The 18884-nt window shown below is 43.5% G+C and carries 16 protein-coding genes; 8 read left to right on the top strand and 8 right to left on the bottom strand.

Going from position 1 to position 18884, the window contains the following annotated elements:
- Nucleotides 1-68: 68 nt before the first annotated feature.
- Nucleotides 69-1202 (bottom strand): glycosyltransferase family 2 protein, encoded by a 1134-nt coding sequence (locus tag G6047_RS14715; RefSeq protein WP_169528390.1) that lies wholly within the window; start codon nt 1200-1202, stop codon nt 69-71.
- Nucleotides 1203-1455: 253 nt separating this feature from the next.
- The gene (locus G6047_RS14720; protein ID WP_169528391.1) at nt 1456-1878 is read right to left on the bottom strand and encodes an Hsp20/alpha crystallin family protein; all 423 of its coding nucleotides are present in this window, start codon (nt 1876-1878) and stop codon (nt 1456-1458) included.
- A gap of 228 nt (nt 1879-2106) precedes the next feature.
- Here G6047_RS14720 and G6047_RS14725 point away from each other — a divergent pair, with 228 nt between their 5' ends.
- Together G6047_RS14725 and G6047_RS14730 are read left to right on the top strand one after the other, a co-directional pair.
- A complete protein-coding gene (locus G6047_RS14725) occupies nt 2107-3963 on the top strand; it encodes an ABC-F family ATP-binding cassette domain-containing protein (RefSeq protein WP_169528392.1) in 1857 nt (618 codons plus the stop codon).
- Nucleotides 3964-4009: 46 nt separating this feature from the next.
- Nucleotides 4010-4753 carry an O-methyltransferase gene (locus tag G6047_RS14730; protein ID WP_169528393.1) on the top strand — a complete coding sequence of 248 codons (744 nt, stop codon included), beginning with the start codon at nt 4010-4012 and terminating at the stop codon, nt 4751-4753.
- A 546-nt stretch (nt 4754-5299) separates the two neighbouring features.
- Here the strand turns inward: G6047_RS14730 and G6047_RS14735 are convergent.
- Nucleotides 5300-6673, bottom strand: coding sequence for an RCC1 domain-containing protein (locus G6047_RS14735; RefSeq protein WP_169528394.1), 1374 nt, complete (start codon nt 6671-6673; stop codon nt 5300-5302).
- Between the two features lie 188 nt (nt 6674-6861).
- A complete protein-coding gene (locus G6047_RS14740) occupies nt 6862-7554 on the bottom strand; it encodes a hypothetical protein (RefSeq protein WP_169528395.1) in 693 nt (230 codons plus the stop codon).
- A 211-nt stretch (nt 7555-7765) separates the two neighbouring features.
- Here G6047_RS14740 and G6047_RS14745 point away from each other — a divergent pair, with 211 nt between their 5' ends.
- The 4 genes from G6047_RS14745 to secA all read left to right on the top strand — a co-directional run bounded on the left by G6047_RS14745 (nt 7766) and on the right by secA (nt 12907).
- Complete coding sequence (locus G6047_RS14745) at nt 7766-8449, top strand: ABC transporter ATP-binding protein (protein WP_317168293.1); 684 nt, start codon at nt 7766-7768, stop codon at nt 8447-8449.
- A 77-nt stretch (nt 8450-8526) separates the two neighbouring features.
- Complete coding sequence (locus G6047_RS14750) at nt 8527-9102, top strand: cob(I)yrinic acid a,c-diamide adenosyltransferase (protein ID WP_169528396.1); 576 nt, start codon at nt 8527-8529, stop codon at nt 9100-9102.
- A 138-nt stretch (nt 9103-9240) separates the two neighbouring features.
- Entirely contained in the window at nt 9241-9462 is a 222-nt protein-coding gene (locus G6047_RS14755; RefSeq protein WP_022828503.1) for a DUF2795 domain-containing protein, read from the top strand.
- 91 nt (nt 9463-9553) lie between these two features.
- A complete protein-coding gene (gene secA / locus G6047_RS14760) occupies nt 9554-12907 on the top strand; it encodes a preprotein translocase subunit SecA (protein WP_169528397.1) in 3354 nt (1117 codons plus the stop codon).
- A 736-nt stretch (nt 12908-13643) separates the two neighbouring features.
- Here the strand turns inward: secA and G6047_RS14765 are convergent.
- From G6047_RS14765 to G6047_RS14775, 3 genes are all read right to left on the bottom strand, one after another.
- Complete coding sequence (locus G6047_RS14765) at nt 13644-15062, bottom strand: FAD-binding oxidoreductase (protein ID WP_169528398.1); 1419 nt, start codon at nt 15060-15062, stop codon at nt 13644-13646.
- Between the two features lie 43 nt (nt 15063-15105).
- Complete coding sequence (locus G6047_RS14770) at nt 15106-15744, bottom strand: peroxiredoxin (RefSeq protein ID WP_169528399.1); 639 nt, start codon at nt 15742-15744, stop codon at nt 15106-15108.
- Nucleotides 15745-15862: 118 nt separating this feature from the next.
- Nucleotides 15863-16768 (bottom strand): AEC family transporter, encoded by a 906-nt coding sequence (locus G6047_RS14775; RefSeq protein ID WP_169528400.1) that lies wholly within the window; start codon nt 16766-16768, stop codon nt 15863-15865.
- A 127-nt stretch (nt 16769-16895) separates the two neighbouring features.
- On the opposite strand from G6047_RS14775, the gene G6047_RS14780 reads away from it, so the two are divergent.
- Both G6047_RS14780 and meaB read left to right on the top strand, forming a co-directional pair.
- Nucleotides 16896-17303, top strand: a complete 408-nt coding sequence (locus tag G6047_RS14780; protein WP_169528401.1) for an RrF2 family transcriptional regulator — start codon at nt 16896-16898, stop codon at nt 17301-17303.
- A 110-nt stretch (nt 17304-17413) separates the two neighbouring features.
- Nucleotides 17414-18502: a methylmalonyl Co-A mutase-associated GTPase MeaB gene (meaB, locus tag G6047_RS14785; protein ID WP_169528402.1), complete on the top strand. Its 1089-nt coding sequence runs from the start codon at nt 17414-17416 to the stop codon at nt 18500-18502.
- A gap of 143 nt (nt 18503-18645) precedes the next feature.
- Here the strand turns inward: meaB and G6047_RS14790 are convergent, their stop codons facing one another.
- Nucleotides 18646-18873, bottom strand: coding sequence for a hypothetical protein (locus G6047_RS14790; RefSeq protein WP_169528403.1), 228 nt, complete (start codon nt 18871-18873; stop codon nt 18646-18648).
- Between the last annotated feature and the right edge of the window lie 11 nt (nt 18874-18884).

Raw genomic sequence — 18884 nt, forward strand, 5'->3', positions numbered from 1 at the left:
AAACTTCACAATGCTAACGATACTATAATTTTAAGGTGAATTGCAATCGATTTCGCTCAAATGCCTATCTATAAAATCCGGACTTCGCCACGATCCATGCTTGAATCACTGCCAATCACGGTTTTATCTGTCACGAATCGAAAACTTATTCCTTTTCCGGCCAGCGATTGCATTAGCCCGATGATGGTTTTAAAATCCAAAAGGTCAACATCAAACCAAAATTGCGTCGGTCCGGAACGTAGCGAATTTAATTTTTTTTGATCTGACTCCAGTGTCTGGACGACCTTTTTTCCTAACAATTTCGAGGCATTGTTTACAAGTCCGCCATCAGAAGAAACCACCACATACGTCAACGGCTCAACAACTTTTACGGTCTGGGCTCTTTTCTTTCGGGCAAACCACCACGCACCTGCTTTCATGAACACATCGAACAAAGCAGAAACCCTGAAATGCTTTTTGTAGAAAAAATTCATCGCCTGACGGAAACGCTGCATGTACAAACCGTCTTTCACCGTGCTTTCCCCTTTGAAGTGGATTACAGACGAATCGGCAAAATAATAATTATCTTTTCCGGATTTGAGGATGGTGTATGACAGATCTATGTCGTCCGAATACATAAAACAGTCCTCATCAAATCCACCGGCATCCAGATAGACCTGACGTTTCATCAGCATAAAAGCACCGACGAGGATTTCCACTTTTCCGGTTTGGTTTTCTGTCAGATGCTGGGCGTAATATTTACCAAAAATCTTAGGAGCTATTTTATATAACGAAGTGATTTTGGTAAAAGCCACAAAAGGAGTTGGAACACCTCTCTTACTTTCCGGCAGGAAATTCCCCACTCCGTCTATCAATTTACAACCTACAATTCCAAGATCCTGCTTGGTTTGGGCAAACGACAGCACTTTCCGGAACGTGTCTTCAGCCACAACCGTATCCGGATTCAGGATGCAGATATATTCTCCTTTTGCAACTGCGACACCAATGTTATTGCCTTTTGGAAAACCGGAATTTTCTTTGTTTTCAATCAGATTGACAGTAGGGAATTTGCGCTCCACCATTTTGCAACTGTCGTCCGGGGAGTTGTTATCGACCACGATAATCTCGGCATTCAGGCCCGAAATGGCTTTCTCGACACTTAATAAACAAAGCTCCAGAAAGTGACGGACGTTGTAGTTGAGGATTATTATTGACAATTGCATGGGCAAATATAGCGTTTGTTTGGGATGCGGATTGTGTGAATCTGTTGTAGGAAAAGGCCAGTTAAGACCTTCCAGGTTTTATAATCCTTGCGGGTTTTATAAATCTGGAAGGATTATAAAACCTGGAAGGTCTATGGTAACGAAAAAAATCCAGTCCAACAAAAAAATTTCAACTCCCAAAGAGCAAAAAAAAAGCGCCTCTCTCAAGGCGCTTTCCACTAAAAACTCAATCAACAATCAACACTGCCGATCATCACAATACATCAATCAACCTTTTAGCTTTCGGCAGTGCTTCTTCTTTTTTAGGCAACGTCAGTTTCAAAATTCCGTTTTCGTATGCCGCTTTTATATCATCGGCCGCAATGGTTTCCGGAAGCGTAAACGATCTTTTAAAAGACGAAACCGTAAATTCTTTACGTGTATATTTTCCGTTATCTTCGGTAGTTTCGTTTTTGACATCACTTGAAATGGTCAGCAAATTCTTATCCAGTTCAATATTGAAATCTTCTTTTGGTTTTCCGGGAGCCGACAATTCGACTTCGAAAGCATTTTCGGTTTCACGGATATTTACAGCCGGAACATTATAATTTGCTTGTCTTCCTCCTAAATCCGGACGCAACAATTCGTCCATTAAAGCAGGAAAAAAAGGGTTGTGGTGTCTTTTTAAATGTGTCATTTTGATTATTCTTTATTGTTATTATTTTTTTTCATTCTTATTTGATCCGCCTTTGTCAAGTTTGATGCCGATGGAATTTTAACTGACTTTTTGTCTTTTAACAAGTCAAAATGTCATTCGTGCTTTTTTCACACGTCCTTACAACATAAAAAAATACAAACCTCATGTGGGTCGCAATCAATTATTAATTATTCATTGTTACTTATTAATTGAAACTATCTTTGCCGCATGAATTACCTATCAGTAGAAAACATCTCCAAATCGTACGGCGAACGCACGTTGTTCGACAACATCTCTTTCGGGATCAATAAAGACCAGAAAATCGCATTCATCGCCAAGAACGGAAGCGGAAAGACCACCATTATGAATATTTTGACGGGAGCCGATGAAGCCGATACGGGCCAGGTCGTCATCCGCAAAGACATCAAAATGGCATTCCTGTCACAAGTTCCGAACCTTCAGGACGAACTGACTATAGAGGAAAGCATTTTTGCATCGGACAACGAAATTCTCCATGTGATCGAGCGTTATGAAAAAGCACTTGAAAATCCGGAAGATGCCGAGAAATACCAAAAGGCTTTCGATGACATGGACCGTCACAATGCCTGGGATTTCGAGACGCAATTCAAGCAAATCCTGTTCAAACTGAAACTTGACGACCTGACGCTGAAAGTAAAAAACCTGTCGGGTGGACAAAAAAAACGCCTTGCCCTTGCCATAATTCTTATAAATCGTCCCGATCTTTTGATTCTTGATGAACCGACCAACCATTTGGATCTGGAAATGATCGAATGGCTCGAAAATTATTTCTCCAAAGAGAATATGACATTGTTCATGGTGACGCACGACCGATTCTTTTTGGAACGCGTCTGCAATGAAATCATTGAACTCGAAAACGGAAAGCTGTATCAGTACAAAGGAAATTACTCTTATTATTTAGAAAAAAAAGAGCTTCGGATTGCATCTGAAAATGCCAGCATCGACAAAGCCCAGAACCTGTTCGTCAAGGAACTCGATTGGATGCGACGCCAACCAAAAGCCAGGACTACCAAATCAAAGTCGCGTCAGGATGATTTTTACATCATCAAGGAAAAAGCCCAAAGCCGACGCAAGGAAAATCAGGTCGAGCTCGAAATCAACATGGAACGCCTTGGTTCAAAAGTGATTGAACTGCACAAAGTATCCAAAAAATTCAAGGAAAAAGTGATCCTGGACAATTTCGATTACGATTTCCAGCGAGGCGAACGCATTGGCATTATTGGAAAAAACGGAACGGGAAAATCGACTTTTCTCAATATGGTAACCGGAAATCTGGCTCCGGATTCAGGCAAGGTCGTCATTGGTGATACCATCAAACTCGGCTATTACACCCAAAGCGGCATCGACCCGAAAGTGGGGCAAAAAGTAATCGATATCATCAAGGAATTCGGTGAATATATACCACTTGCGAAAGGACGCACCATATCTGCCGGACAATTGCTTGAACGCTTTTTATTCGACAGAAAAAAACAACACGATTATGTCGAGAAACTTTCCGGAGGTGAATTGAAGCGACTGTATTTGTGTACGGTTCTGATCCAGAACCCAAACTTTTTGATTCTCGACGAGCCGACGAACGACCTCGATATCGTCACGCTCAACGTGCTCGAAAACTTCCTGCTCGATTATCCGGGTTGCCTTGTGGTTGTTTCGCACGACCGTTATTTCATGGATAAAATCGTTGACCATTTGTTCGTATTTAAAGGACAAGGTGAAATTGAGGATTTTCCAGGGAATTATTCAGACTGGCGGACTTACGAAGAAAGTGCCGAACCAGTCAAAGATGATTCTCCTAAAGAAAAGAATAACTGGAAGCAGAAATCAGAATCGGGAGGTTTGAATTTCAACGAGCAAAAGGAATTTACCAAAATCGAGAAGGAAATCAAAGACCTTGGAAAAAGGAAAAAGGAAATCGAGAGCTTGTTTTCAGACGGAACCATCGCCGAAAATGATATCCAGAAAAAAGCTGAGGAATTGCAAAAAGTGATATCTGAATTGGAAAACAAAGAAGAACGCTGGCTGGAATTGAGTTTGAAAATGGAATAACATCGCTTTGTCACTATTCCATTCCATAAGAGCTTATTTACGTTTCATGTTGGCATCAAACAATCAACACGGAATACATTCGCCCTTTGTGTTTGATTTGGTCACGAAATGTTTTTACGACCGACGCAAATACCCGGAATACAAACTGCTCAAAAAATACCGGCAACAGCTTCTCGATAATACGGATTTTATTGAAGTGACCGATTTTGGTTCGGGATCGAAAGTTTTCAAATCTAACCGACGCCAAGTTTCACGGATTGCCAAAACGGCCGGAATTACAGAAAAACGGGCTGAATTGTTATTTCGGATTGTCCGTTATTTTGAACCGACGAAAATTCTGGAAGTCGGGACATCGTTAGGCCTCGGAACTTCGGCTTTGAGCCTTGGAAATGCATCGGCACAAGTAACGACGCTCGAAGGTTGTCCTGAAACTGCTGCTGTCGCAAAATTTCAGGCTGAAAAATCCGCACTGGAAAACATCAAATTTGAAATTGGCGAATTCAATCAATTGCTTTCTTTTGGCTTGCAACATTCGACATTCGACCTGATATACTTTGACGGCAACCACCAAAAAGCAGCTACACTCGACTATTTTGAAAAGTTACTCCCATCTGCAACCAACAATTCCGTATGGATTTTTGACGACATCCATTGGTCGACGGAAATGGAAGAAGCCTGGAAAACGATAAAGAATCACCCTAAAGTTACCGTGACAATCGACACTTTTCAATGGGGTTTGGTCTTTTTCAGGAAAGAACAGGAAAAAGAGCATTTCACCATCCGGTCTTAATCAATTCAAGACGTAAAGCCAGTTCTCGCGATAGCTATCGGGACTAGCCGTTAGCCTTTTGAAAAAAAACTCGGATTTGCGTTTAGGGCGCAGCGACCAATGGCCAAGCAAAGCAAACTGTACGAAGTAAAGGCTCGTGGAATAAACCTGCAAACCGTGATGTTTTAAAAAAGCTATGAGCGGGCACCGGGGATCATGCTTTACACATCCAAAATTTACCAATAGTTTTTTTTACATTTTCGGCAGACGCGAGCGCAGCGAACTGTGCAGAGCAAAAAAATGTACTATAATTTTTTCCGAAATTCATAGAGACCACACCGGCCCCTCCCCGTTGCAAGATATACTTTGCCGAAATTACCACCTTACATTTTTTCTGCCGAAAATGTTAAGACACATAATCTTTAATATTAACCCATCAGTTACACAATACCTGATTCCATCTAAAATCTTCCGAACTCCCGATCCATGAACTTTTGATCTAAAAGAAACGCGCCACGACTCTAGGGAAGCCATGACGCGCATCATTGAGTGAATTGCAACTTGTTTTTACTGCTTACTAATTTTTTTTGTGAAATGTTTACCGCCAACGGTTGCATCGGCTATGTAGAGCCCTGTCGACAGTGAACTGACATTGATATTTTCGTGGTATTTGGTTTCGAGTATGCGTTTGCCGTACATATTGTAAAGCACTATGGTTTCAGGTTCCGAACCGTTCGAAATTTTGAAATTGAGCATGTTTTTGACCGGATTCGGATACACAATCAAATCTATAGTTACTGGGTTTTCAATTTCTTCGACTCCCAAAAGCGGACATGGCAATTGGACCGGACTTGTGGAATTCGATGTATTTCCGGTGCCAAGTTCGCCCGAAGAATTCAATCCGTAAGCGAACAGATCACCTGACGTTTTTATGCTTTGTGTATGATATTCGCCTGCCGATACTTCTTCCCAGTTGGTAGCCGTGCCGCATTGTACGAATGAAAATTTGTCTGATGTCCCACCTGTTCCGAGCGCTCCGTAAGAATTGAGCCCGCAACCCCAAAGACTTCCGTTGGCGCGGATTGCCATGGTGTGGTTCTGGCCTGCATTGACATAAACCCAGGTAGTATTGGCTCCGATTTGGGTGAATTCGGTGTGGTTTTCAGCCGATCCGTCACCGAGCTGACCCGTTTCATTAACGCCTGTTCCCCAAAGAGATCCGTCTGATTTTATCCCGATTACATCATACATTCCGGCCGAAACCATAGTCCAGGCATCTTCGCTGAGCTGAACGGGAACGTTGCTTCCGGAACTGCTTCCGAGACCGAGTTGTCCGTAATCGTTCAAGCCCCACCCCCAGATGGTTCCGTTTGATTTCATGGCTACGGTGTGGAATCCGCCGCAATCCACGAAAGTCCAGTCGATATCTGTACCTATTTGTACAGGAGTCGCTTTGTTTATGGTTGTACCGTCACCCAAACGTCCGTTGGTATTATCGCCCCAAGCCCACAAGGTCCCGTCCGTTTTGATGGCGAATGAACAAAACGCACCCGCAGCTACACTCGCCCAGTTTGAATCTGAACCGACCTGGACCGGAACATCGGACGAAGACCCTACAGCCACACCAAGTGCATTGCTTGTATTCGAACCCCAACTCCAAAGTGTATGATTGTCTTTTACCGCCAAAGAATGCGAAACGCCCGCAGATGCTTTCGACCAATTGGTCGCAATCGAAACTTGTTGAGGGGAATTGGCGGTTTCTAAATTTCCGTTGCCAAGCTGGCCATCGTAATTTTCACCCCAGGCCCAAAGCGAGCCTTCTGCTTTTATGGCTAAATTATGCGTGATTCCGGCAGAGACAGATTCCCAGCATTGTGCCTGGGAAATTGAACCGCAACATAATAAGGATACCAAAAGTATCTTAGAGTAGGCGTTTTTCATAATGTAGATTATTAAGGCAGGGTCAAAATAAGGGCATCGGATTTATACGAAATAATTTTTTCGACAAATAACCTGATTTAGCGATATGCAACCATAATCGCTTAATTATATGCCGTTTATCGATAAAATTTAAATCAAAAAAGGCAATCTATGACAGATTGCCTTTTAACGATTTGATGTATAAGGAATTATTTCGCCTCTTTTTTGGCTTCTTTGTTCTCTTCTCCTTTAGAAGTTACCCTGTCCCATTTGAATTTAGGGGCGAATTTCAATTTCAACGCAGCGATTTTACGATTGTCCGGCCCGGAAAGCCCTTCTTTCTCTACCGTATTTTTACGTGTGTCCAAAGCTTCATACAACGTTTTGATTTCATCAAGGTCTTCACGGCTATACGAATCCTGGTTTTTATCGAACGTATTGTAGAAGTTTTCGTAAACCGAAACGATGTTATCTTTATTGACCCACGCAAAACTTACATCGGAACCAATTTTTCCGGCTCCAAAGAAAGAATCACGCAACGCCTGGATTCGTGCCGGACCTGTCGCATCTGAAACGGTTGGCGCCGGCGGTGGCATTGCAGCCTGGACTTTTGCTTTCACTTCTTCATATTTAGCTTTGCTTTTGTCTACTTTTTCCTGGGCTTTGGCTTTATCTGCGGCATTGGCGACGGCAGCTTCCGCATCCATAGTGTGTTGTTGGTAAGCGGCATCGATGGCGGCCCAGTTAGCCTGTGCTTCATCTGCAGAAATTGAAGCGACCGAATCCACATAAGTAGTTTGCATATCGACTGTCTTGTCGGCTTTTTGCTGTTCTTCGTTTTTACACGACGTAAATGTGGCTCCAATTGCGGCCATTCCCAGTATCAGATTTCTAGTTTTCATGGTTGAATATTTTACGATTAATTAAATTATTTACAGAATTCACACGCATCAATTGACGAATTCATATACAAGGTTGCGAAATTATCCGGAATAATCAATAATTACTTCCAAAAATAGTATAACCCTGAAACGTCGGCAGAAAATTGTGTAAACCAACGTAACCTAAATTGAAAAAATCGACTCACTTTTGTAATTCCGAAATATGTACTCAGTGGAAAATCTGATAAAAATCACAAACATCAAGCGCGACTTTGTCTTAGGAAGCGAAATCGTGAACGTCCTCAAAGGAATCGACCTGACAATAGATAAAGGCGAATATGTAGCATTGATGGGGCCGTCCGGTTCCGGAAAATCGACGCTGATGAATTTGCTCGGATGTCTCGATACGCCTACTTCCGGCTCCTATATTCTCAACGGGAAAGACGTCAGCAAAATGCATGATGACGAACTGGCCGAAATCCGAAACAAGGAAATCGGTTTTGTATTCCAGACATTTAACCTGTTGCCGCGCACGACGGCTTTGGATAATGTGGCGCTTCCGATGATTTATGCCGGTTATTCGAAATCGGAACGCAACGCTCGCGCGACCGAAGTTCTCGACCAGGTAAAATTATCGGATCGGATGGACCATCAGCCCAACCAGCTTTCCGGCGGACAACGTCAGCGCGTGGCCATTGCAAGGGCTTTGGTCAATAAACCGTCAATTATTCTTGCCGATGAGCCGACAGGAAACCTCGACAGCAAGACATCGGTAGAAATCATGAACCTGTTTGCAGAAATCCACAACAACGGAAACACCGTGATTCTGGTGACTCATGAAGAAGATATCGCCGCTTATGCCAAAAGGGTTATCCGTTTACGCGACGGGTTGATCGAAAGCGATTCGACTAATTGATTGTTCCTTTTTATTTTTAATCCCTTGACGTGCTACATTATTAATTATTAATTGTTCATTGTTAATCATTCATTGAATTGAAAATTTATACCAAAACAGGCGATAAAGGAACCACCGCATTATTTGGCGGAACCCGCGTTCCCAAAGATCATATCCGGATTGAAGCTTACGGGACCATCGATGAGCTCAATTCACATATCGGTTTGATACGTGACCAGAAAATCGACCCAATCCATATCAATTTGCTTATCCGTATCCAGGACAGATTGTTTACTGCCGGTGCACAATTGGCTACGCCGCCTGAAAAAGAAACCCTGAAGAACGGAAAAGACAGGCTCAATATCCCAAAAGTTTCTGAAACAGATATCGAGCAATTGGAACGCGCCATCGATTTTATGGATAGCCAGTTGCCGCAAATGACGCATTTCGTGTTACCCGGAGGACATCCTATTGTGTCATATTGTCACATTGCAAGATGTGTTTGCAGACGTGCGGAGCGTCTTTCTGTCCATTTGTCACATGAAGATGTGGTGGATGAGCTTGTAATCCGTTATTTAAACCGACTTTCTGACTATCTTTTTGTGCTGGCAAGGAAGTTGACCAGCGAGCTCGGAGCCGAAGAGGTGAAATGGATTCCTGAAAAATCAGAATAAACTTATCTATTATTATTTTTTATTGGGATTTTTTATTCTGAGCATGCTCTGACACTACGTTCTTGACTTTTTTCAATTTTTACTTGACTTTTTGAGTTTAAAATTTATTTTTGCATAAACTAAAAATCGACCTAAAAGATGTATTGGACATTAGAATTGGCATCCTACCTGAGCGATGCCCCGTGGCCTGCAACAAAAGACGAGCTGATTGACTATGCGATCCGTGCCGGTGCTCCGCTTGAAGTAGTGGAAAACCTGCAATCCATAGAAGACGAAGGCGAAATCTACGAATCCATGGAAGAGATTTGGCCTGATTATCCGACGGATGAAGATTATCTGTGGAACGAGGACGAATACTAAAAAAAAATAAACTATCATAAAAGTCTCTTTAGGGAGGCTTTTTTTTTGCTTAAATTTGCGCAATTTTTTATAACAGAATACACCATCCATCATGAGTTTCATCAATAGTGTCCTGAAGGTTTTCGTAGGCGATAAATCGCAGAAAGACGTTAAAGCGTTACAGGGATCGATCAATAAGATCAAATCATTCGAATCTGAACTATCGGGCTTATCCCATGATGACCTGCGTGCCCGTACGGCCGCTTTCCGACAAAAGATAAAAGACGCACGTGCCGATAAAGACGCCCAGATCGCGAAACTTCAATTGGAAGCGGACGCCATCGAGGACATCGACAAAAAAGAAGACATTTACCAGACTATCGATAAGCTTGAAAAAGACGCTTATGAAATATCTGAAAAAGTACTCAATGATATACTTCCGGAAGCTTTTGCAGTCGTAAAGGAAACGGCAAAACGTTTCAAGGAAAATACCGAAATCCGCGTTACGGCGACTCCTCTTGACCGCGAACTTTCGGCTGAAAAAAGTTATATTACCCTTGAAGGCGAAACTTCGGTCTGGGCAAACTCCTGGAGCGCTGCCGGAAAACCGATTACCTGGGATATGATCCATTACGATGTCCAGCTTATTGGTGGAATGGTACTTCACCAGGGAAAAATCGCCGAGATGCAAACGGGTGAAGGAAAAACCCTCGTAGCCACGCTTCCACTCTATCTTAATGCACTCACAGGAAACGGCGTTCATTTGGTAACCGTCAACGATTACCTCGCCAAACGGGACAGCACCTGGAAAGCACCTTTGTTTGAATTCCACGGATTGACTGTTGATTGTATCGACAACCACCAACCGAATTCAGAAGGCCGTAAAAAGGCTTACGATGCCGATATTACCTACGGAACCAACAACGAATTCGGCTTCGATTATCTCAGGGATAACATGGCACATACGCCATCTGATTTAGTTCAGCGCAAACACAATTATGCTATTGTGGATGAGGTCGATTCGGTTCTTGTAGATGATGCACGTACACCACTGATTATTTCCGGTCCGGTTCCTCAAGGCGATCGTCATGAGTTCAACGAACTGAAGCCGAAAATCGAGACGCTTGTCAACCAGCAACGCCAAATTGCGAACGGCTTTTTGACGAATGCGAAAAAACTTATTGCCGAAGGAAACACCAAAGACGGAGGTTTCAACCTGCTTCGCGCTTATCGGGCACTTCCAAAAAACAAAGCACTTATCAAATTCCTGTCTGAAGAAGGTGTCAAGCAAATTCTGCAGAAAACGGAAAACCAATACATGCAGGATAACAACCGCGACATGCACCTGATTGATGAAGCGCTGTATTTTGTGATTGAGGAAAAGAACAATCAGGTTGAATTGTCAGACAACGGAATCAAATATCTTTCACAGGGAACGGACGATAATTTCTTCGTGTTGCCAGACATCGGAACTGAAATAGCCCGCATTGAAAAACTCGGTCTTCCAAAAGATCAGGAAGCTGAGGAAAAAGAAAAACTGTTCCAGGATTTCAGCATCAAAAGTGAACGTATCCACACGCTGACACAATTGCTCAAAGCCTATGCGTTGTTTGAAAAAGACGTGGAATATGTAATTATGGACAACAAGATCCTTATCGTTGACGAGCAAACCGGTCGTATTATGGACGGACGCCGTTATTCTGATGGATTGCATCAAGCGATCGAAGCCAAGGAAAATGTAAAGATCGAAGCGGTTACCCAGACTTTTGCCACCATTACACTTCAGAATTACTTCCGGATGTACAGCAAACTCGCCGGTATGACGGGAACAGCCGTTACAGAAGCGGGCGAACTTTGGGAAATCTATAAGCTTGATGTCGTCGAAATTCCTACCAATAAAGGAATTGCAAGAAAGGATCAGCAGGATTTGATCTATCGTTCAGTGCGTGAAAAATTCAACGCCGTAATCGAAGATGTGACGGAATTGTCAAAAGCAGGCCGTCCGGTGCTTATCGGAACGACATCTGTAGAAATCTCGGAATTACTGAGCCGTATGCTTAAAATGCGTAACATTCCGCACAACGTCCTAAACGCGAAGCTCCACAAACAGGAAGCACAGATTGTCGAGGAAGCCGGAAAAGCCGGTGTAGTCACGATTGCAACGAATATGGCCGGTCGTGGTACCGATATCAAACTCACGCCGGAAGTAAAAGCTGCCGGAGGTTTGGCCATCATTGGTACCGAACGTCATGATTCACGCCGCGTCGACCGTCAGCTCAGAGGTCGTTCCGGTCGTCAGGGAGATCCGGGAAGCTCGCAGTTTTATGTGTCGCTTGAAGATAACCTGATGCGTTTGTTCGGATCTGACCGTGTCGCCAAGATCATGGACAGAATGGGGCTTAAGGAAGGTGAAGTCATCCAGCATTCGATGATGACGAAATCCATCGAACGCGCCCAGAAAAAAGTGGAAGAGAACAATTTCGGTATCCGTAAACGTTTGCTTGAATATGATGATGTAATGAACGCCCAACGTGAAGTGGTCTACAAACGCCGCCACCACGCCTTGTTCGGGGAACGCCTGAAACTCGACATCGCCAACATGATGTACGACACAAGCGAACTCATTGCTTCCCAAAACAAGCAGGCCAAAGATTTCAAGAATTTCGAGTTTGAACTGATCCGTTATTTCTCGATCACGTCTCCGGTTTCTGAGAGTGAATTCGAAAAGCTGACCGAAATGGAAATCGCCGGTAAAGTCTACAAAGCCGCAATGGCCTATTACACCGAGAAAAACGAACGCGATGCGCGTGAAGCTTTCCCGATCATCAAGAACGTTTATGAAGCACCGGACAATCGTTTTGAACGAATCGTGGTTCCGTTCTCCGATGGCGTAAAGACATTGAATGTTGTTACCGATTTGAAGAAAGCCTACGAATCTGAAGGTCGTCAGCTCGTTGCCGATTTCGAAAAGAACATCACACTTGCCATTGTTGACGAAGCCTGGAAAAAGCACTTACGCAAAATGGACGAATTGAAGCAATCGGTACAACTTGCCGTACACGAGCAAAAAGATCCGCTGCTTATCTATAAATTCGAGGCTTTCAATTTGTTCAGTAATATGATCAACAACGTGAACAAAGAAGTGCTGTCGTTCCTGTTCAAAGGCGATTTGCCTCAGCAGAACCAACAAATTTCAGAAGCGCGTGAATTGCCTCGTCCGAAAGAAAATTACAAGACGACCAAAGAAGATATCGACAACACAGACGAATTGGCCGAACAAGCCCGCGAAGCTGGAAATACGCAACAACGCCAGGTGACCGAAACCATCGTTCGTGAAATGCCGAAAATCAACCGTAACGACAATGTAACCATCAAACACGTCATGAGCGGGAAAACCGAAACCATGAAATTCAAGAAGGCTGAGGGTATGATTCAGTCTGGTGAATGGGTTTTGGTTAACGGATAACAGTTAACGGATAACAGTTAAAGCCGGTCCACTTCTGGACCGGCTTTTTTTATTTTAAATAATTGAAAAATGAGATGTTCTTACAAGGGAATAACAGACTAGAATCGGTAAGCAGAAAGACTTTTTGGTTAACGAAATTTGAAAACAACCGAAATAATTTCCTTTTTTACTAAATTGGCTTCACTAACCAAGGTAACCGTTATCTGTTAACTGTTACCCGTTAACTCAAAAACTTTGGCAAAAGGAACCGACGCCCGGAAAGAACAAAAGAAAGAGTCTACGAAAACCCTAAAGGAAAAACGACTCGAAAAACAGGAAAAGAAGAAAAACAAAAAAGATTAAAATCAGAAAAACCACTGCACGTCGCGGTGGTTTTTCTTTAAAAACTAAAACAAAATAGTCGCCGGACTTCCGTCTTGACTATGTCTCAACCATTGCGGTTTGAGAGGTTAAAAGTATGCCCAAGACAACCTTTTGTCAATAAGGCATTTGACGTATTCTTAGTTATTTCTTATTCTTATTTATTACGCTGCGCTCCATACAATTGCTTCGCCAATTCAGCTAAAGCTTCGGGCCGGCTGCGCCTCGGGTTTTATTTTTTATGACGATGCGGCGTTAAAGGTTGATGCTCAGATCAGGTTACAAATGTTGTAAAATTTTTGTTGTGAAATTTTCACAACAGAATTTTTACAACAGAACGGAAAATAAAACGCTTAATCCTGATACTTGTCAAATGTTAACCATTCACCCAATCCGGCAGCACTTTCCCCGGATTCATTATCCCACTCGGGTCAAAAGCCTCTTTGATTGCTTTCATCAACCGCAACTGGGCCGGCCCGAAAGCAATATCCATGTAATTCTTTTGAACATACCCAATTCCGTGTTCGCCGGATAAGGTTCCTTTGAGCGAAACCGTTAGTTCAAAAATCTCACGGATTCCTTTTGGAACTTCAGACTTCCATGCTTCATCGGTCATGTCACCTTTTACGATGTTGACGTGCAGGTTTCCATCACCCGCATGACCGTAACAGACAGAGGAAAAACCATATTTTTTTCCGATTGCTTTGATGCCTTTTAAAAGTGTCGGCAATTCATATCTCGGTACCACCGTATCTTCTTCTTTGTAAACCGAATTCGACTTTACCGCTTCACCAACGGCTCGTCTCAATTTCCACAATGCATTTTTCTGTTCTTCTGAATCGGCGAAAAGGATTTCATCAATCCGGAATTGTTCGACAACGGTTGCGATTTTTTCGGCTTCGGCAAACAAGACATCAGGAAAATTACCATCGACCTCTATCAACAAATGCGCTTTGATTTCAGGCTTTATATCGAGATTGACGCCATCAACAAACTTTAGCGTCCAGTCGATTGCGTCTCTTTCCATGAATTCCAATGCACTCGGCGTGATTCCGGCGTTGAAGATTTTGGCGACGGCTTCACAGGCTTCGGCCTCGTCATAAAACGGAACCAGCATCAACACATTATGCGTGTTGGCCGGAAGCAGTTTCATGACAATTTTGGTGACGATACACAGTGTTCCTTCACTTCCTACCATTAATTGCGTCAGATTATAGCCCGTGGAATTCTTTAGTGTATTCGCACCCGTCCAGATGATTTCGCCCGTTGGTAAAACCACTTCAAGATTCAGCACATAATCTTTGGTCACACCGTATTTCAAGGCTCGTGCGCCACCCGCATTTTCAGCGACGTTCCCACCAATGAAGCAACTACCGAGGCTACTTGGATCCGGTGGATAGAACAATCCTTTTTCAGCGACAGCTTCACGAAGGTTATGGGTGATGACACCGGGTTCGGTTATGACCTGCAGATTATTTTCGTCGATATGAATGATATTGTTAAACCGATCCATAGACAACCCTATGCCGCCGTGAATTGACAAAGCACCACCACTCAATCCAGTTCGTCCGCCAATCGGGGTCACCGGAATATGATTTTCAGAAGCGAATTTGAGGATCGATGAAATTTCCTCCGGCGTTCCGGGTTTTAAAACGACGGCCGGCGGAAATACGTAATCTTCGGTTTCGTCGTGTCCATAATCGTTTCGCGTTTCATTGTCCAAAAATAAAAATGACCGTCCGACTATGGCTTCAAGCCGGGCGATCATTTGGGTATTCAATTCTGTAAATTCCATAGTTTGAGAGTCGTTTCCGAATCCCAAAAATACTATTTATTTACTACTTATTTGGCTGAGGCGTCACACGCAGATACGGTTTGACGGTTTCAAATCCTTTAGGAAATTTCTGCAATGCATCTTCATCTGAAACCGCTGGAATGATGACGACATCTTCACCGTCTTTCCAGTTTGCAGGTGTCGCGACCTGATGGTAAGCCGTCAATTGCAGGCTGTCAATGACACGAAGCAACTCATCAAAATTTCTTCCGGTTGAGGATGGATACGTCATGGTCAGTTTGATTTTTTTATCTGGTCCGATGACAAAGACGGAACGAACGGTGAAATTCTCGCTTGCATTCGGGTGAAGCATATCGTAGAGCAGTGCCACTTGTTTGGTCTCATCGGCAATAATCGGATAATTTACGGTCGTACCTTGCGTCTCATTGATGTCTTTGACCCATTGGTAGTGCGAATCGATTTTGTCGACGGACAAAGCGATGACTTTGGTATTGCGCTTTTCAAATTCAGGAATATATTTGGCGACGGTTCCGAGTTCTGTGGTACAAACTGGCGTAAAATCGGCCGGATGCGAAAACAAAATTCCCCAGGAATCGCCGAGCCATTCGTGGAAATTGATAGTGCCTTCGGTACTTTTTGCCGTAAAATCAGGGGCTATGTCGCCCAAACGTAATGATGCCATAATGGAATGATTAAAGGTTACGTCTTAAAAGTAAAAAACAGACGTTAGAGTAATCAGTGTCAATTCGTTAAAAAAAATATAAAACGGCTGAATTCAATTGACCATCGGTCCGGACAATCTAACCTATCAGAAAATACCAAAAAGCCACAGTGAGCAACGACAGCGGAATTCCAATTCCCAACATCATTGACGCAAGTTTGGGTTTTAGTCCGTACTGATGGCATAAAACGCCGGCCGTGATCATGGGTGCCATGGCAGATTCAATGACTGAAACTCCTATTGTCTGTCCGGTTCCGCCGCAAATTTTGTAGTACAGCAGATAGAAAAACAGCGGCATCAGCATCAGTTTAAAAACCAATCCGAGAGAAAGAACGCCCCAATGGCTGCTTCTTCTTTGAATATTCAATTGCAATCCGACAGCTACCAAAGCCAAAGGTGAAACCGTATTTCCGAGTTTTTGGAAAGCCGATTGGAAGATTTCGGGGAAATCAACCGATAAGATATTTAATGTCAATCCGACCACAAATGCCAAAAAAGGCGGGAACTTCAGGATTCTTGAACCGACTGCATTCCAGGATACATTTCCCGAGGAATAAACAGATGCGACCAGAATTCCCAACGTTGCCATGACCATAAACGATCCGGGTTGGTCTACGATGATGGCGGTTTTCAAGCCTTCTTTTCCATACAGGGCTTCAATAATCGGGAAACCGACGAAAGAGGTATTCCCTAAACCGCACATAAGAACCAGGCAACCGGTGAGCTTTTTTGAAAAACCGAGCCATTTTCCTATAAGAAAGAAAAAAGCAAACGACAGGGCGAAACTGAGCCAACCGACTCCCAACGGATATAAAAGTTCACTTGAAATCCTGATCTTGGGAATGTAATATAACGCAACGGCCGGAAGTGAAAAATAAATGACGAACTGGTTCAAAACCAGATGTGCATTAGGCGGAAACGTTTTGAAACGGCGCAGGATAACGCCGGAAATGAGGCACAGGAAAAGAAGCAGGATACTGTCCATGTACTGCAAAAATAGTCGTTTCTATAACTATGCAGTTCATCGATTTTAACTTTTTTTTGACAAATTATCGATTAACGACCATATTTTATCGGTAAAATTGCAGTACCCAACTACAACCACAACTGTTATGATTTCTGGAAAATTTGCTATTTCACTACACATACTCACCTTGCTTTCGAGGCATTCCCATGAGTATCTGTCATCTGACCACATTGCCGAAAGCCTGAATATGAACCCTGTTCTTGTACGAAAGGAAATTGCCAATCTCAAACGTTTTGATATTGTCGAAAGCCGCGAAGGAAAAAACGGAGGAACCAGATTGTGCAAGCCTGCCGATGGGATTACGCTTGATGAGATTTTCCGGATGACATTCCAATCGGTATCGCTTGGTTTTTCCCGCAATAAGCCAAACCCGCGTTGCCCAATCGGACGAAAAATAAACAACAACCTCACCAGCTTATACAGCGACATAAACCACAAAGTAACACGACAACTGAGCGGCGTTTCACTATTGAATTTTGCCGACACCTTTTAAAACACAATTAAATTTCATAAGCCTGAAATTGGAAAACAGCCCCTGATTTGGTGGGCTGTTTTTTTTGGTTCAATGCTTTTATACTACCTTCGGGATTCAAATTACCAACCGTGGAGCCTGAAAAAAAAACTAGTGCATTGCAGGAAATTAAAGGTGTGGAATCTCCGGATAGCATCAATCCAAAGGCGACATCTTTTGTCGGGAAGAATAAATTCCCATCTGCCAATGAATTTACAGAAGGTATCTTTTCAGGAAACATTACTTACCTGAGCCGGGCCATTACCGTAATCGAAAGCACCAATCCGGCCCATTCAGATTTAGCCTCACAAATTATTACGGCCTGTCTCCCAAAGTCAGGAAACTCCATCCGCATTGGAATTACTGGCGTTCCAGGCGTTGGAAAAAGCACTTTTATAGAAGCGTTTGGAAAGCATCTGACAGCGCTCGGAAAAAAGGTGGCCGTGCTCGCTGTAGATCCCAGCAGTTCCATTTCCCACGGCAGCATTCTGGGCGATAAGACGCGAATGGAAGAATTGGTGAAAGACGAAAATGCCTACATCAGGCCGTCTGCTTCCGGGAAAACCTTGGGTGGCGTGGCCAGAAGCACACGCGAAACCATAACGCTTTGTGAGGCATTCGGGTTTGATGTGATCATAATCGAAACGGTCGGCGTAGGGCAATCTGAAACCGCCGTTCATGCGATGACCGATTTTTTCCTGCTGCTCAAGATTTCAGGTGCCGGCGATGAATTACAAGGCATCAAGCGCGGCATTATGGAAATGGCAGATTTGGTCGTAATCAATAAAGCCGATGGCGACAACATTAAAAAAGCGAAACTAGCCCGGACGGAATTTGAGCGGGCGTTGCACTTCTTTCCGCCACAGTCTTCAGGCTGGACGCCAAAAGCATTGACGGCAAGTGCTGTTACCCATGATGGAATTCCGGAAGTCTGGGAAACGATTTCAGATTATGTATCGCTGACCGAATCCAATGGATACTTTTTGGAAAGACGCAATTTACAGGACTTGGAATGGCTCAGCCAAAGCCTTAAAGATCGATTGCTGCAACAGTTTGAACTGGATGCGAACCTGAATGAATCGTTGGAACAAATGAAAAAAAAGGTTTTGGAAAAGAAAATTTCTCCTTTTATCGCGGCTTCACGATTACTCGAAGATTTCCTTAAAGGCCGAAAGCCCTAGCCCGGATCGCAGCGATTAGCCTTTGAACGGATGGCGGCAGACGTTGCCTGAGCGGCGGGCGACCCTGGAAGCCCCGGCTGCGAAGTTGCAACGACGCTGACAAACGGAAAAGCTAAAAGCGCAGAGCCGGAAACAGCTCCAGATTATTCTTCGTAACGCGCTACTTCCCTATCATAAAACTCGTTTGCCATTGCTACGAGCCTTTCCATTTCTTCCTGGAGTTCGGCTTCTTCATCTTCTTCTACCTCGTCGATTATTTCAATTTCGTCATCTTTGAGGTTGATGATGAAACGCGGATATTCGAGGTGGATGATAAAAATATCTTCCGGAAAATCTGTATTGTCGCCGAGGACGAATTTTGGTAGAGTCATTTGATCGGATG

The sequence above is a fragment of the Flavobacterium silvaticum genome, assembly GCF_012911565.1.
Classification (GTDB): domain Bacteria; phylum Bacteroidota; class Bacteroidia; order Flavobacteriales; family Flavobacteriaceae; genus Flavobacterium; species Flavobacterium silvaticum.